The organism is Meiothermus sp. Pnk-1, from assembly GCF_003226535.1.
GTDB lineage: Bacteria > Deinococcota > Deinococci > Deinococcales > Thermaceae > Allomeiothermus.
The window spans coordinates 21,618-36,362 of the sequence record NZ_QKOB01000017.1 but is presented as its reverse complement, the minus strand read 5'-3'; the positions used below and the strand labels follow the sequence as shown (position 1 = coordinate 36,362).

The following is a 14,745-nucleotide window of genomic DNA, read 5'->3' as shown; positions in this document are numbered from 1 at the left end:
GGAAGGGTGTTCTACGCCATCCGCATTTCCGGAAGCCTTCTCACCGAGGAGTTTCTGCAAAGCCTCACCCGGCCCGAGGCCCTGAAGGAGGTGGGGCTTAGCCCGGAGGCGCTTCGGGACCGCTTCTACGCCCTTTTGAACCTCTGCGAGCGCCTGCCCGACCTCTTTGAGCTTCAGGACACCTCCCGGGCCCGGGAGGCCTGGCTTTTGCCCTTCTTCCGCGCCCTGGACTACAAGCCGGTCTACAACCGGGGCCACCTGGCGGTGGCGGACCAGACCTTTCCCATCAGCCACCGGGGGTGGGAGGCCGAGGACGCCCCACCCCTGCACCTGGTGGCCGCGGAGCTGGACCTAAGGCCTAGCCGCAGGGAGAAAAGCCCCCAGGCCCTCCTCCAGACCTACCTGAACCTCCACCCAAGCCAGGACTGGGGCGTTTTGGCCTGCCCCTGGGAGGTGCGCCTTTTGCGCAAGTACTACCACGTCTCCGTCCCGGGGTACGTGGCCTTCAACCTGGTGGAGCTCTTCAAGGCCCCCAGGGACCAGGCCCTGAAGGAGTTCCAGATCCTCTGGCTCCTCCTCCACCCGAGCCGCTTCCGGAAGGGCTCGGACGGGAAGACCCCCCTGGACCGCTACTACGAGGCCGCCCGGGAGACGGGCACCCGGGCCCGGGAGGCCCTGCGCAAGGGGGTGGTGGAGGCCCTCCAGGTCCTGGGCAACGCCTTCCTCAACGACGCCCTTCGCCAAAAGCTCCAGGACGAGGAAACCCTCAAGGCCTACCACGCCGAGCTCCTCCGGCTTGTCTACCGCATCCTCTTCCTCCTCTACGCGGAAAGCCGGAACCTGCTTCCCGCCGAGGGGCCCCTTTCCTGGGTCTACCAGCGGGAGTACAGCATCTCGGCCCTCAGGGAGCGGGCATCCCAGCCAAACCCCTTCGGCGAGGACGCCCACACCGACCTCTGGGAGAAGCTCCTCCTCACCTTCCAGCTGGTCCACCGGGGGGACGAGCGCCTGGGGATCCCGGCCCTAAACGGGGAGCTCTTTGACCCCGAGGGCCTTCCCCTCCTCACAGGGGGCGTGCTGGACCCCGGGGAGCGGGCGCAGAACCCCGACCTGCCCCGGCCCGCAAACGCCAAGCTCCTCCAGGCCATCCGGCTCCTCACCCACGTGGAGCGGGACGGGGCCTTGGAGCGCATCAACTACCGCGACCTCGAGGTGGAAGAAATCGGCCACGTCTACGAGGGGATCCTGGCCCTCGCCCCCCGCCTGGTGGAAGGGCGCTACACCCTGGAAAGCCACCTCCTGGAGCGGAAGGCCTCGGGCAGCTACTACACCCCCCGGGAGCTGGTGCAGCTGGTCCTCCAGGAGAGCCTGGTGCCGGTGGTGGAGGCCCGGCTCCAGGAGGTGGGGGAGGACCCCAAACGCCAGGAGGAGGCCCTCCTCTCCCTCAAGGTGGTGGACCCGGCCATGGGCTCGGGGGCCTTCCTCATCTCCGCCCTGGAGTACCTGGCGGAAAAGCTTCTGGAGGTGCGGGGGCAGGACAAAAGCGACCTCGAGGCCCTCTACGAGGCCCGCCACCAGGTGGCCGCCCGCTGCCTCTACGGGGTGGACCTGAACCCCATGGCGGTGGAGCTGGCCAAGCTCTCCCTGTGGGTGGCCTCGGCCGCCCGGGGCAAACCCCTCTCCTTCCTGGACCACCACTTCAAGGTGGGCAACTCCCTGGTGGGCGCCCCGCCGGACTTCCTCTCCTTGGGCATCCCCAAGGAGGCCTACGACCGGGAGGGGGTTCCCAAGGAGGCCCGCAAGGCCCTGCGCTTCGGCCCCGTGGGGGAAGGCCTCTTCTTCCAGCCCCCCGCGCCCCCGCCCCTAGACTTCGCCGAGGAAAGCGCCGCCCAGGTGGAGGAAAAACGGCGCCGCTACCAGGCCTGGCGGGAAAGCGAGCCGGTGCGCAAGCTGGAGCTTTTGGCCGACTACTGGACTGCCGCCTTCTTCCTGCGCCCGGCCCCCGGGGTGCGCCTGCCCGACGGGGAGGGGCTCAACTGGCTGGTGCAGCAGGCCCACGCCTCCTTGAGCCAGCTTGAGCAGAGCTCCTACCTCAACCCCCCCACCCGGGCCGCCATCCAGGTCGCCAAGGAGCGCCACCGCTTCTTCCACTGGTGGCTGGAGTTCCCCGAGGTCTTCGCCCGGGGGGGTTTTGACGTGGTCCTAGGAAACCCGCCGTGGGAGGTTCTGGAGCCCGACGAAAAGGAGTTTTTCTCGGATAAAGACCCCGCTATTGCCGCCCTCGCTGGGAGAGCCCGAAAGGACGCCATAGATAAGCTAAAGGAAACCAACCCCGATCTGCATCAAGCCTGGCTTCAGCATGTCCACGACGTTGAGGCCACGGTAGGGTTCACCCGGCATAGTGGCCGCTACCCCCTCACCGCCAAGGGGGACGCAAACACTTACCGCTACTTCGCCGAGCTGGCCCGAAGCCTCATAGCCCCCAAGGGGCGGGCAGGGATTATCGTCCCCACCGGCATCGCCACCGACGACTCCAACAAGGACTTCTTCGCCGAGGTGGTGGAACGGGGTCAGCTCTCGGCGCTCCTGGACTTTGAGAACCGCGAGAAGATATTTCCAGCGGTGGATAGCCGCCAAAAGTTCTGCGTCTTCGCCCTCCGGGGCAGGGCCCTGGGGAAGGACGCCCCCGCCAAGCTGGTCTTCTTCGCCACGGAGGTGGACCACGCCCGGGACCCCGAGCGCCTCTTCAGCCTGACCCCAGAGGAGTTCGCCCTCCTAAACCCCAACACCCGCACCTGCCCCGTCTTCCGCACCCGGCAGGACGCCGAGCTCACCAAGGCCATCTACCGGAAGGTGCCCATCCTCTGGCGGGAGGAGCCGGAGGAAAACCCCTGGGGCATCCGGTTCCGGCAGGGGCTTTTCAACATGACCAGCGACTCGGGCCTCTTCCGCACCCAGGATGACCTAAAAGCCCAAGGCTTCCGCCTGGTGGGCAACCGCTTCGTGCGGGGCGAAGAGGTCTACCTCCCCCTCTACGAGGCCAAGATGCTCTGGCACTACGACCACCGCTTCGCCACCTACGAGGGCTCCGACACCCGGGACATGACCCTCGAGGAGCACCAGGACCCCGCCCGCCTGCCCCTTCCCCGCTACTGGGTGCCCGCCCAAGAGGTGGAGGAGCGCCTAAGGCAAAGGGACCGGAGGGGGAATGTCCTTTGGGAGTGGAAGCGGGGGTGGTTGCTTGGGTTTAGGGATATCACCAACGCCACCAACGAGCGCACGACCATTTTCACGGTCCTCCCAAGGGTAGGAGTGGGTCATACCGTTCCCCTGGCCTTGACTGCCGAGGGGGCTCCGAAGATACTGGCCCTGATCGGCAACACTTCCGCTTTAGTCCTGGACTACGTGGCCCGGCAAAAGGTGGGCGGAACCCACCTCACCTTCCACTACCTCAAGCAGTTCCCCATCCTCCCCCCCTCCGCCTACACCCCCCAGGACCTCGCCTTCCTGGTCCCCCGGGTTCTGGAACTCACCTACACCGCCTGGGACCTAGCTCCCCTCGCCCAGGACGTGTGGAAGGAAGCGGACGAGGCCCTCCGCCAGGCGATCCTGGCTTGGAAGGCCCAGGCCTCCCTCCACCCCAACACGCCCCCGGAGTGGCTCCAGGGCCCTTACCCCTTCCCGCCCTTCGTCTGGGACGAGGAGCGGAGGGCCAGGATCCGGGCCGAGCTGGACGCCTACTACGCCAGGCTTTACGGCCTCACCCGGAAGCAACTCCGCTACATCCTGGACCCCAAGGACCTCACCGAGGGGGAGCTTGCCGACATCCTCTCCCCCTACGAAGAGGTGGAAGACCCCCTGGACGAAAAGGCCTACCGCAAGCGCCAGGGGGCGAGCACCTTCCCAGGCGAGACCTTCCGGGTCCTCAAGGAGAAGGAGGAAAGGCACCACGGGGAGTACCGTACCCGGAGGCTGGTGCTCCAGGCCTGGGAGCGGCTGGGAGAATGGGGGTTGCTCACTTGACAAAAAGGGTTAGCCAACCCTAACCTTGGAGGTGAGGTGTGGCGGGAAGATACCAAGTTGTGCTCTATGAAGACGCCAACGGGCGTTCCCAAATCAAGGAATGGCTCAGGCGCCTCCAAGAGGCTGACCCCAAAAAGTATGCCAAAGCCCGTCGGCTACTCAAGGAGCTCCTCCCCACCTTCGGACCTGAGCTGCGCGAGCCTCATGTCAAGCACATCCAAGGCCCTATCTGGGAACTCCGCCACCACTCGGGCATTCGCATCTACTACTGGCGCCAAGACGCCACCCTCTTTGTCGCGGCAGCGGGAGAAGTGAAGCAGAAGAACAAGGCCGACCCTAAACTCATCGCCTATGCGCTGCGGGCATACCAGGAGTTCAACTCGGAGGAATAGACCATGAAGCGCAAACTCACCAGCGTGGACGAGTTTTTCCAGGACGACCTCAACACCCCTGAGCTCCGCCAAGCGTACCGAGAGGTCCTGGACGAAGAACTGGGAGAGGTCTTGAGGTCCCTTCGGAAGAAGCGGGGCCTGAGCCAAAAGGACCTCGCCGAGCGGCTGGGTGTCCAGCGCAGCCGCGTGGCCCAGATTGAAAACACCGAGGGGCTTTCCCTCTCCCTGGAAACCCTGGCTCGCTTCGCCAGTGCCTTGGGGTATCGTCTCATCCTCACTTTCGCTGACGAGGGGGAGGCGGTCGCTCAGTACTCCCTAAGCGAGGCCCCGGCCCGGGAAAGGGAATGGGATTTGGCGGTTCTTCCGGCCATAAGAGTGGTTGACTTTAGCAGATCCGCCGCTTGAGATGACCAAGGCCGAGCGCATTCGGAAACTATTCCAGGAAGGTAAGAGCGTCTCCGAGATAGCCGAGGCCCTCGGGGTAACCTACCAGCACGCCTACAAGGTGCTCAGGCGGTCTGGGCTATTGAAACCGAAGAAGGCCCAAGGCTTCCCGGAAAATTACGAGGAGTTCATATCGGGCCTAGAGATCCTGGGGATCTCCCTTCAAGCCTTGTCCGCCAGGCTAGACCGCCACCCTCAGGGCAAGAAGGGAGCCAGGTTGGTGCTTAAGCCCTTTGGACCTGAAGCGCTGGAAGAGGGCTTCCGGGCTGGCCTTGCTCTGACCGTGGACCTTTTGGACGATAATCACCCCATCGGGCAGCTTCAGGTGAAGCTGGCAGCCACCTACCGCTCCCCCCGTTTCCTGGACGACAACCTATTCAAGGTTTTTGCTGAGCGCAACCTCCCCCTGAACCTTTGGCCCTACCTCCGTTTCTACGTGGACTTCCTGACCACTCAGATGGGGTTGCCTCCCCTCACCTTGCCCCTGTTTAAGGTATGAGCAAAAGGTAAGGCCTGCCGGATTGAAAGTTGGGCATGCGGCCTTAAATTGATCTGGAGCATGGGAGGGCGGAGATCTACTCCGACTTTTTCTTTGCCTTCTTCCTAGATTTTTTTGCCGTAGCTTCGTCGCTAGGGGTACTCGCGAAGGTCTTGGAGGGGTTAGGGTGCCGCTTATGCTTGTCTGAACTCGTCGGACTTTGAGGAGGAAGTTCTCTCTCAAAGAGGGGGGGTTGGAAACCTTTGAGGTTTGCCTCGGGCATACCAGCCTTATCCTGGGATTGCCTCTGTTGAAGCTGGAAGTGCTCCATTCCCATCTGATCTTCCACAACGGAAAACCGAGGCCCTTCGTCCTGAATAGGAAGGGGAATGCCTAAACCCTGCTTAATAAGAGAACGGTTCCCCTCCAAAGGAAGGTCTACTACGTAAACCCTTTTCCCCATGCGGTGGGCCTGTTCAACCGCATTCCACGTCCCACTCTGGTGCTTCTTATTATCCTTTCCCAAGGATTCCTTCAAGCCGCTCTGCACCACCAGAACCGCCTCAGAGAGCCCAACCACAAGGCGGTTCCTCGCCATGGCGTATTGAGCTTTCCAACTCGCCTTTGGAAACAAGTCGGAAATCAGTGTAAGGCGACCGCCAAAGATATCTTCGTGGTACTCCCTAATTAGGGGAATCAAGTCTTTTCTACTAAGGATTCCAAAAGGAAGCACCCCAACGACCTTACCTCCTACCTGAAGGGCTCCCTTGACAGCTTCTTGGTCCACCCCTCTAGCCATACCTGTGACGACGACGTAATCCTCACGGCCAAAATATTCTCCTGCATGTCGCGCAATTTTCTTCGCCTCCGGTAGCGCATTACGAGAGCCAATGATAGATATACTTCTCTTCGCTTGCAGCACGTTTTCTTCACCCAAGACGTACAGAATCGGGGGTGTACTACCTTTTAGGCTTTTTTTCAGCCTTTCGGGATAAGCAAGATCATGCACAGAAATCACCTTTGCGCCCTGCTCCCTTAGTTCACTCCAAAGCAGGGCCATAGGGGTGGCTTGCTCCAATAGGCCACGGACAATCCGTTGAAGTTCTTCGGGCAAATCGTCCAGACGATTGTCAATCAGCTCTTCCAAAGAGCCTGTTTTACGGGCGTATCTCAGTATTTCCAGCCGTACTTCACGAGCCCTGCTCTTATAGTCGGACGGCAGCTCACCGTGGGCAAGCAGCATCCAATAAACGGGTTTCATAGGTCGTCCGAATGCCTAGTCTTGGCCAATGCTAGGGCGAAAAGGCTCTTAGCACCAGCTTTCTTCAACACCCTTCCCACCTCCTCCAGAGTAACACCCGAATCACAAACGTCATCCACCACTAGGAGAGTTTCAGGAACGCGGCCCCGACAGGCAAAGGCGTTCCGAAGGTTGTTTTTCTTTTGCACGCGGTTAGTGAATTCCTTCTGGGGTTCCGTGCATCTTACCTTATAGACCAGATCTAAGTGGGGCAGTCCGAGCTTAGAAGCGAGCTTGGAAGCGAAGTGCTTCACAAGGTCGCCACTCCTAGTGGAAGGGACGTGAACCACGCCCTCAAAAGGGACCCCCGGCCAGTACTTCCTCACGACCTCAACTGCCGAGTCCACAAGCCAATCGGCAAAAGGTTGTCCGTCTTGTTCGTACTTGGAACGGTGAATAGCCTCCCCCACCCTTGTCCCACTATAATAAGCCAAGGCGCGTCCGTCCTGGTAAATAGGGGTGTGCCCGTGAGTACCGCGCAGGTGGAGCTTGGGATGAGCAATAAACTGCTGGGCTTGAGTAAGTATGCTCTCGCTTACGGCAGGAGTAGGTTGTTTTTTGCAATTATCACATTGCCCGCAGTGTTTTGCTGTCTCGTCTCCCAAATAAACACATATAAGCATCATTCTGCACTGCGAGGTCGTGATGTATTCTATCATTTTTTCTAGCTCTTTTTCCTTAGCGTCCCTAATCTCTATAAGCGCAGAAAAGTTGGGCCTTGCAGAGGAAATAGTCCTATAGAGTCCATTCATTTTAGAAACCAACCCTTGTTCCTTAAGATCTTGGAGAATGTTACGTAAAGCTGTTTTCGCCAGCCCGGTTTTTTCTAGTATTTGGTTTTCTCCAAGTGCCTCCTTTTGCAAGAGAGTGAGGACCCGCTTGTAGTCTTCCTGAGGGGGCTTGCTGTTGTTGATGAAGTGTTCCTGTATTTTCCGGTCCTCAGGGTCGTACAGAAGAACGATATCCGCAGGATTACCGTCACGACCCGCGCGTCCGATCTCCTGGTAATATGCTAGCAACGATCCCGGGAATTCCGCATGTATAACAAAGCGGATATCTGGCTTATTAAGGCCCATACCCAAAGCGTTAGTAGCAGTGACTACCTTGACGGTGTTGTTCATTAAATTTTCCTCTATAGAATGGCGCTCCTCAGCGGGGAGTTTTGCATGATAGAAGGTTGCGTTAACACCCATTTCCCTTAGAAATTCTGCCAACGCTTCAGCGGAAGCCTGCGTAGCGGTATAAATCAATCCGGTTCCTGGAAGTCGTTGTACCCAGGTATACACCTGCGCAAACTTTTCAGCTTCCCTCGACACCTGTATCACTCTTAAACGCAGGTTATCCCGTGCCAGACTCCCCCGCATCACCAAGAGGGAATTGCCTACCTGTGACCGGATGTCTTCTATAACGCGCTGCGTAGCCGTGGCAGTAACGGCCAAAACAGGGGTTTGCGGAGGGAGGGAACGCACCACCTCCACGATCCTCCGATAGTCGGGCCGAAAGTCGTGCCCCCACTGAGAGATACAGTGAGCCTCATCGATGACCAAAGCGCTGATAGGGAGTTTCATAAACCACTGCTGCCATAAGTGGTTGTCCAACCTTTCTGGGGCAATGTAGAGCAAGCCCACACCGCCTTCGCTGGCTTCTTTTAGAATCTGTTCTTGCTCCTCCTGACTTTGATCGGAATTGAGTACCCGGGCAGTAAGCCGATACTTTGCAGCCTCCCGAACTTGGTCCCGCATCAGGGCCCGTAGCGGACTGAAAACAAGGGTCAACCCCTTTTGTGCAGCCAGCATCTGATACACCAGGCTCTTGCCCCAACCGGTGGGCTGCACCAAGAGCACGCGTTTACCGGAAAGGACAGCCTCCAAAGCTTCCCATTGACCTGGACGAAAAGCTGTTAGACCGAACCGCTCGCGCAACAGCGTGTGGAGCTCACGTTCTCCCATCATCATTGAGACTGAGGATAGCTCTTGGAAAACCGAGGCGGCGTGAAATATGAGCACAAAAACACAGGCAATTGTTCCCTGGACCTTGTTCTGACTATGCCGAAGAGTTCGCGTAAAGAAATACCTTCGTGTGCTACCTCATAGCTCCACCCCAGCCATTTTGAGAAGTACCCGGCTCCGAATCAGGTTGTGCACGCTGCTTTCCCGGTAGGGAAACACCTCGAGGACGATGAGGTTCAGCCCAGTAGGAGCGGGCTTCTATCCGGTAGAGCCCCAAAGAGCGCACCATCACGCTGCACCGGGTCTTGATCCATTTGGTGCTTTTGTTTCTTGGGGAAGCGGATGCCTTGGGCTTGCGTCACGCGAAGCGTACCTTGCGGGCCTTGAGCGCATCGTCAACGCAGGCGTAGGTAGCCACCAGGGTCAGCCCCGGAGGGGCTACCTTGTGGGTCTCTGCGTCACAATGGTAAAGGGGGTGCTCGCGATCAGGTTGCATAGCACCCCCTTTTTTCACATCTCAGGGGTTTGGGTCAAGTAGCACACGAAGGAATAAAATGACCCCATGGCCCTTAGCTTGCGGCCCGAAGACCTTAGGCCCGAGCGCTGGCTGGCCCACGTGTTGCCCGCGGTGGTCCAGGGCACGGCCCTGGACTGGTCCGAGGTGGGGGAGGCGAACCCCTCGGACCTCGAGGCCCTCTTCCACCCCCTGAAGGTCCTGGGTCTTCCTCCCGAGACCCTGGTCCACCGCCTGGGCCTCGCCACCATGCCCCCCGAGCTCAGGGCCTGGGCGGTCCGGTTCTTTAGCCTGGACCCAGTCCAACTAAAGGAGCAGGAAGAGGTGCGAGACCCCTTCGCCCAACTGGAGGCCATCCAAACGGGCTTCCGCAACTACGCGGAGAGCTTCGTCGGGCCACGCAATCCCGCCATAAGGGAGTTCATCCGCAAGGGCATAAAGGAGGAGGACCTCCTCTGGCGCGAGCCCTTCGTGGCGCAGAAGCGACGCTACCGCCTGGGCAAGTCCCTGGACGACCTCATCCGAGAAGGCCTCCTTCCCCCCGAGGCCCGCCCCCTCCTCCGCCGCAACCCCGAGGACTTCCAGGACCTCACCCCCATTCACCCCTACGTCCACCAGGAGGAGGCCCTGCGGGCCGCCCTCCGGGGCGAGAGCTTTGTGGTGGCCACGGGCACCGGCTCGGGGAAGAGCCTGGCCTTTGGCCTGCCCATCCTGGCCTACGCCCTCGAGGAGAGGCGGCCTGGCATCAAGGCCGTCCTCGTCTACCCCATGAACGCCCTGGCCAACTCCCAGTACCGGGACTTCGCCCTGAGGCTTCACGGCTCGGGGCTCCGCATCGCCCTCTATAACGGGGAAACCCCCCACACCCGCAAGGATGGGGAGGCCCTCCGGCAAAAGCTCCTCCAGGAGCGGCCCGTGAGCGACGCCGAGGTCCTAAGCCGCGAGGAGATCCGGGAAAACCCCCCGGACATCCTCCTAACCAACTACGTGCAGCTGGAACTCCTCCTCACCCGGGGGGAGGACCGCTTCCTCTTCCCCCCGGAGCACCGGGGCGTGCTCCGCTACCTGGTCCTGGACGAGGTCCACACCTACGCCGGCCTCCGGGGGGCGGACGTGGCCTTCTTGATCCGGAGGCTCTGCCAGCACACGGGCACCACGGAAAGCCTCCAGGTGATCGGCACCTCCGCCACCGTGGACCGGGGCGAGGAGGCCATCCGCCGCTTCGCCGAGAACCTCTTCGGATCCCCCGTGGCCCGGGTCATCGGCGAAACCCTGGAGGACCCGCCCCCCCTGGACCTAAAGGCCCTGCCCCCGGAGCTGAAGGAGGCCCTCGAGGCGGCCCCCGGGGGCGAGGCCCGGGTGCGCCGGGCCCTCCTTTTCGTGGAAGGGCTCCTGAAGGAGCCCAAGACCCTGAGCGAGCTGGCCCAGGCCTGGGCCAAAGAGGCTAAAGTCCCCGAGGAGGAGGCCAGGAAGGAGGTGGTCCTGGCCCTTCGGGTAGGGGCGGCCACCGGGTACCTGGCCCCCCGCATCCACGCCTTCTACGCCCAGGCCCCCGACCTCACCGCCACCTTGGACCTGGAGGCTCTCTCCTTAAAGGGGGAGCGCCACCTCCAGGGCAAGCCCGCTTACCCCGTGGTCTTCTGCCGCAACTGCGGCCAGGAGTATCTGGTGGCCCGGGCGAAAAACGGCCACTACCTGCCGGGCCCCTCCCTGCTAGACCCCATGGGGCCCGAGGTGCGCTACCTCCGCCCCGGAGCCTGGCTTCCCCAGGAGGAACCCCTACCCGAGGACTGGCTGGAGGAAAGCGGCGAGCCCAAGAAGGGCCGCCGCTCCCTGCTGCCCACCAACCTCGCCCTGGACCCCTACACCGGAGCCCCCCAAGAGGGAGGGGTCCCCGTGGCCGTCCTTCCCTACCCCTTCCAGTACTGCCCCACCTGCCAGGTGGCCCACTCCCGCCGGGGAGGGGAGATCCGCAAACTCACGGCCTTCGGCCTGGTGGGCCGCTCCACCGCCACCGACCTCCTCCTCCTGAACACCCTAAGCACCCTGCCCCCAAAGGAGCGCAAGATCATCGTCTTCAGCGACAACCGCCAGGATACCGAGTTCCAGGCGGGCCACTTCCAGGACCTCTTCCGCAAAGCCCTCTTCCGGCAAACGGTGCTGGAGCTTTTGGAAGGGGGGCCGGCCTACCTCTCCCAGGTGGGGCGCCAGGTCTACGAGGCCTGGGCCCGGGCGGACGCCCGCGAAGAGGTGCACCCCCTGTACGACCCCTATAGCCCCGAGGGGGCCGCTTACCTGCACCTCCTCTCCTTGGCGGCGGTCTTGGAGGCCGTCCGGAACACCCAGCCCAACCTCAAGAACCTGGAGGCGGCGGGCCTGGTGCGGTACCGCTACCGCCACCTGGAAGAAGTGGCGAAAGACCCGGACCTCTGGGAGGGTCTTGCGGTCCCCGAGGAGGTGCGCCGGGACTACCTCACGGGGCTTTTGGACCTGATACGGCGCCGAGGGGCCATCCGCCACGATCTCTTCAACCCCTCCCGGTTCCGCCTGGAGGTGGAAGAGCCCCTGGCCACCCTCCCCCACGAGGTCTTCGTGGAGCCCCTGGGGGCCGCCCTGGTCCTGGAAGTTCCCACCCCCTCCAACCCCCGCTTTGGCCACACCTTCCTCCTCCATGGCACCCGGCGGCCGAGCCTCTTTGAGGCCTGGACCATGCGGGCCTTGGGCTTGCCGTGGGAGGAGGCCCGGGCCCTCCTGAAAAAGGCGGTGAAGCGGCTCAAGGAAAAGGCGGTCCTGATGCCCTGGGAGTTCCCGGCCTGGGGCCGGGGCAAGGTGGAGGGGGTGGCCCTGAACCACAACGCCATCCTCCTGGAAAAGACGGAGGGGGAGTACCTGGTCTGCCCCCGGAGCGGCTACACCGGCCCCCTCCACGCCCTCCAGATCTCCCCCGAGTTCCCCGGCCAGCCCCTGGAGAAGCGGCGCGTCCATCCCTTTTACGAGCACCTCTACCGGCGGCGCGCCTTCGCCACGCCCCTCGAGGCCCGCGCCCACTCCGCCCAGGTCTCCGGGGAGGAGCGGCGGAGGCTGGAGGAACGCTTCCGCAACCCCCAGGACCCTTTAAGCGTCCTGGTGGCCACCCCCACCTTGGAGATGGGCATTGACATCGGGGCCCTGTCCTCGGTCTTCCTGCGCAACATCCCCCCTTCCCCCGCCAACTACGCCCAGCGCTCGGGCCGGGCGGGCCGGAAGGGGCAGCCTGCCCTGATCCAGGCCTTCGCCGGGTCCCTGGGGCACGACCAGTACTTCTACCGCTTCCCCGAGAAGATGGTCCGGGGAACCATCCAGGCTCCCCGCTTCCTCCTGGACAACCCCCGCCTGGCCCAGGCCCACGTGCGGGCCCTGGTCCTGGAGGTTCTGGCCCAGAAGGGGTTCTCCTTGCCCGCCAAGGTGAGCCAGGCGGTGGACTACGAGGACCAGGCCCGCTTCTACCCTTTGCGGGCCTCCTTCGCCCAGGACCTGGCCCAACTCCTCGCCCACCACCGGGAGGAGGTGCTCCAGGCGGTGCGGGAGGCCTTCGCCCGGGAGATGGCCCGCTTCCCCTGGTTCTCGGAGGACTTCCTGCAGGAGACGGTGGGGGGCTTTCCCCAGGCCCTGGACCGGGAGCTCAACCCCTGGCGGGAGGAGTACCAAGACGCCCAGGCCCGCTACACGGAGTACGCCAACCGCCTGCGCCACATGGGCCCCCACCATCCCCACAAGGACGAGGTCCAGGCGGAGATGGAGCGGGCGGACCGGCAACGAAAGCACCTGGTGGACCTAGACCTCCGGGGCTACCTGGCGGGCCGGGGCTTCCTCCCCAACTACGCCTTCGGCCGGGCCACCACCTGGGTGGAGCTCCTCACCCCCGGCGGGGAGGTGGAACGCCTGGAGCGGCCCACCTTCATCGCCCTCACCGAGTTCGCCCCCGGCAACACCCTCTACTACGGGGCCCGCCGCTACCACCTGGACCGCCTGGCCTTTCTGCCCAAGGAGGAGGACCTACGCCTGGCCAAACGGTGCACCTGCGGGCACGTGGAAGCCTTAGGGCCCCGGTGCCGCTGGTGCCACAAGGACCTGAGCGGGGAGGTTCCCACGGTGCGGCTCCTCCCTCCTCCCGTGCTCATGGGCACCCCCCGGCGGCGCATCAGCAGCGAGGAGGAGGACCGGGCGCGCCTGGGGTACGAGGTGGAATGGGACTGGAGGCCCAAAAACCCCAAGGCCTTCCGAAGCGGGGCTTACCGCCTCCTCTACGAGCACAACGCCGAGGTGGTGGCCATGAACAAGGGGCTTCGCTCCTGGCTTTTGGAGGAGGAGGAAAACCCCTTGCAGGAAGGCTTCGTCTACTGCCGCAAGTGCCGCCGCTTCCTCCTCACGGAAAAAGAGCTCCAGGAGCACCCCTGGCGCGAGGGCAGGGAGGGGCGGTGCCCGGCGGGCGGGCAGGAGGGGGACCTGAGGAAGGGGGTAGTCCTCGAGGCCCGGGCGGAAAGCGACGTCCTGGCCCTGGAGGTGCCGGCGCCCCCTGGCCTTGACCCCCAGAGGATCCCCGCCTTCTACAAAAGCCTCCTCGCCGCCTTTCGCAAGGCCGCCCTGGTGGTTTTGGAGCTGGCGGACGACGAGCTTTGGGGCTTCCTCCAGCCCACCCCGCAAAGGGAGGTGCCCTACCGGGTGGTTCTGGCGGAGGGGCAGGAAGGGGGGCTTGGGGCCTTGGCGGCCTTGGCCACCTGGCCCAGCCAGGAAACCCCCCATCCCCTCCAAGAGCTGGCCACCACCGCCCTCCGCCTCATGCACGAGGGAGAGGAAGCGGCCTGCGAACGAGCCTGCTACGAGTGCCTGATGGACTACGGCAACCAGGGGGACCATCCCCTCCTGGACCGCACCCTGGTCATGCCCGTCTTCGCCCTCCTGCAGGAAGCCCACTTCCAGGCGGAAGAGGAAGAGGACCTCCCCCCACACCTGATAGAACTCCTCAACCGGTGCGAGAGCGAGCTGGAAAAGCGCTGGGTCCTGGAGTGCTACCGCCGGGGGCTCCCCTTGCCGGACCAGGCCCAGTACACCCTGGACCTAGGGGGCACCCACACCCGCCTGGACTTTTACTACGCCAGAGGGGTCGGCGTGTATGTGGACGGCCCCCACCACCAGGACCCCGGGCAGGCCCAAAAGGACGGGGAAATCCGGAGGAGGCTCACCCTCATGGGCTTTCCCTTCGTGGTCTTCCGGGAAGGAGAAGCCTGGGACCCAGGCTTCCAGGAGCTGGAGGCCCTCCTTGGCCCTCAAGAAAGCCTCGCCTGGGACGAGGCCCTGGAGCTGGTGGACCCCGCCTACCGGCCCCTGCTGGAAGCCCTCCGCCGATTGGGCCTCAGGCCCCCGGACGAGGTGGGAGAGGACCTGCTGGAGGAAGGGCGGGTGGTGGGGATTTCCCTGGCCCGCTGGGGTAAACTCCGCCTCGTACCCCCGGGCTTTGGGGAGTTTGGCCTCGAGGTCATGCCAAAGACCGATCCCGAAACCGTGCGCGCCTATCTGGAAAAGAGGTCTTAGAGAAAAGAGGGGGTGTGGGGGAGCTATAATCCCCCACCTCTTCAGAGCGGGGATACATGGACTCCCCCACGTGC

The 14,745-nt window shown here is 63.1% G+C and carries 8 protein-coding genes; 5 read left to right on the top strand and 3 right to left on the bottom strand.

Annotation, left to right across the window (positions count from 1 at the left end; all coding sequences use genetic code 11):
- Positions 1-6 precede the first annotated feature (6 nt).
- The 4 genes from DNA98_RS15470 to DNA98_RS15455 are packed head-to-tail and all read left to right on the top strand — an operon-like array spanning position 7 to position 5,358.
- Entirely contained in the window at positions 7-4,023 is a 4,017-nt protein-coding gene (locus DNA98_RS15470) for an N-6 DNA methylase (RefSeq protein WP_110532300.1), read from the top strand.
- A gap of 38 nt (positions 4,024-4,061) precedes the next feature.
- Positions 4,062-4,415, top strand: coding sequence for a type II toxin-antitoxin system RelE/ParE family toxin (locus DNA98_RS15465; protein WP_110532299.1), 354 nt, complete (start codon positions 4,062-4,064; stop codon positions 4,413-4,415).
- A gap of 3 nt (positions 4,416-4,418) precedes the next feature.
- Positions 4,419-4,820, top strand: coding sequence for a helix-turn-helix domain-containing protein (locus DNA98_RS15460; protein ID WP_110532298.1), 402 nt, complete (start codon positions 4,419-4,421; stop codon positions 4,818-4,820).
- A complete protein-coding gene (locus DNA98_RS15455; RefSeq protein ID WP_233493247.1) occupies positions 4,795-5,358 on the top strand; it encodes a helix-turn-helix domain-containing protein in 564 nt (187 codons plus the stop codon). The genes DNA98_RS15460 and DNA98_RS15455 overlap by 26 nt, the downstream gene beginning before the upstream one ends.
- A 76-nt stretch (positions 5,359-5,434) precedes the next feature.
- Here the strand turns inward: DNA98_RS15455 and DNA98_RS15450 are convergent, their stop codons facing one another.
- The 3 genes from DNA98_RS15450 to DNA98_RS17845 form a co-directional block, all read right to left on the bottom strand.
- A complete protein-coding gene (locus tag DNA98_RS15450) occupies positions 5,435-6,598 on the bottom strand; it encodes a DNA-processing protein DprA (protein ID WP_110532296.1) in 1,164 nt (387 codons plus the stop codon).
- On the bottom strand, positions 6,595-8,643 hold the full coding sequence (locus DNA98_RS15445; protein ID WP_129865676.1) for a RecQ family ATP-dependent DNA helicase: 2,049 nt from the start codon (positions 8,641-8,643) through the stop codon (positions 6,595-6,597). The genes DNA98_RS15450 and DNA98_RS15445 overlap by 4 nt, the downstream gene beginning before the upstream one ends.
- A gap of 301 nt (positions 8,644-8,944) precedes the next feature.
- Complete coding sequence (locus DNA98_RS17845; RefSeq protein WP_158531662.1) at positions 8,945-9,082, bottom strand: hypothetical protein; 138 nt, start codon at positions 9,080-9,082, stop codon at positions 8,945-8,947.
- A 66-nt stretch (positions 9,083-9,148) separates the two neighbouring features.
- On the opposite strand from DNA98_RS17845, the gene DNA98_RS18420 reads away from it, so the two are divergent.
- Entirely contained in the window at positions 9,149-14,671 is a 5,523-nt protein-coding gene (locus DNA98_RS18420; RefSeq protein WP_110532294.1) for a DEAD/DEAH box helicase, read from the top strand.
- Positions 14,672-14,745: the final 74 nt, after the last annotated feature.

Coding starts and splice junctions, on each gene's coding strand:
- DNA98_RS15460 (WP_110532298.1), top strand. CDS start 4,419: ATGAAGCGCAAACTCACCAGCGTGGACGAGTTTTTCCAGGACGACCTC.
- DNA98_RS15450 (WP_110532296.1), bottom strand. CDS start 6,598: ATGAAACCCGTTTATTGGATGCTGCTTGCCCACGGTGAGCTGCCGTCC.
- DNA98_RS17845 (WP_158531662.1), bottom strand. CDS start 9,082: ATGCAACCTGATCGCGAGCACCCCCTTTACCATTGTGACGCAGAGACC.
- DNA98_RS18420 (WP_110532294.1), top strand. CDS start 9,149: ATGGCCCTTAGCTTGCGGCCCGAAGACCTTAGGCCCGAGCGCTGGCTG.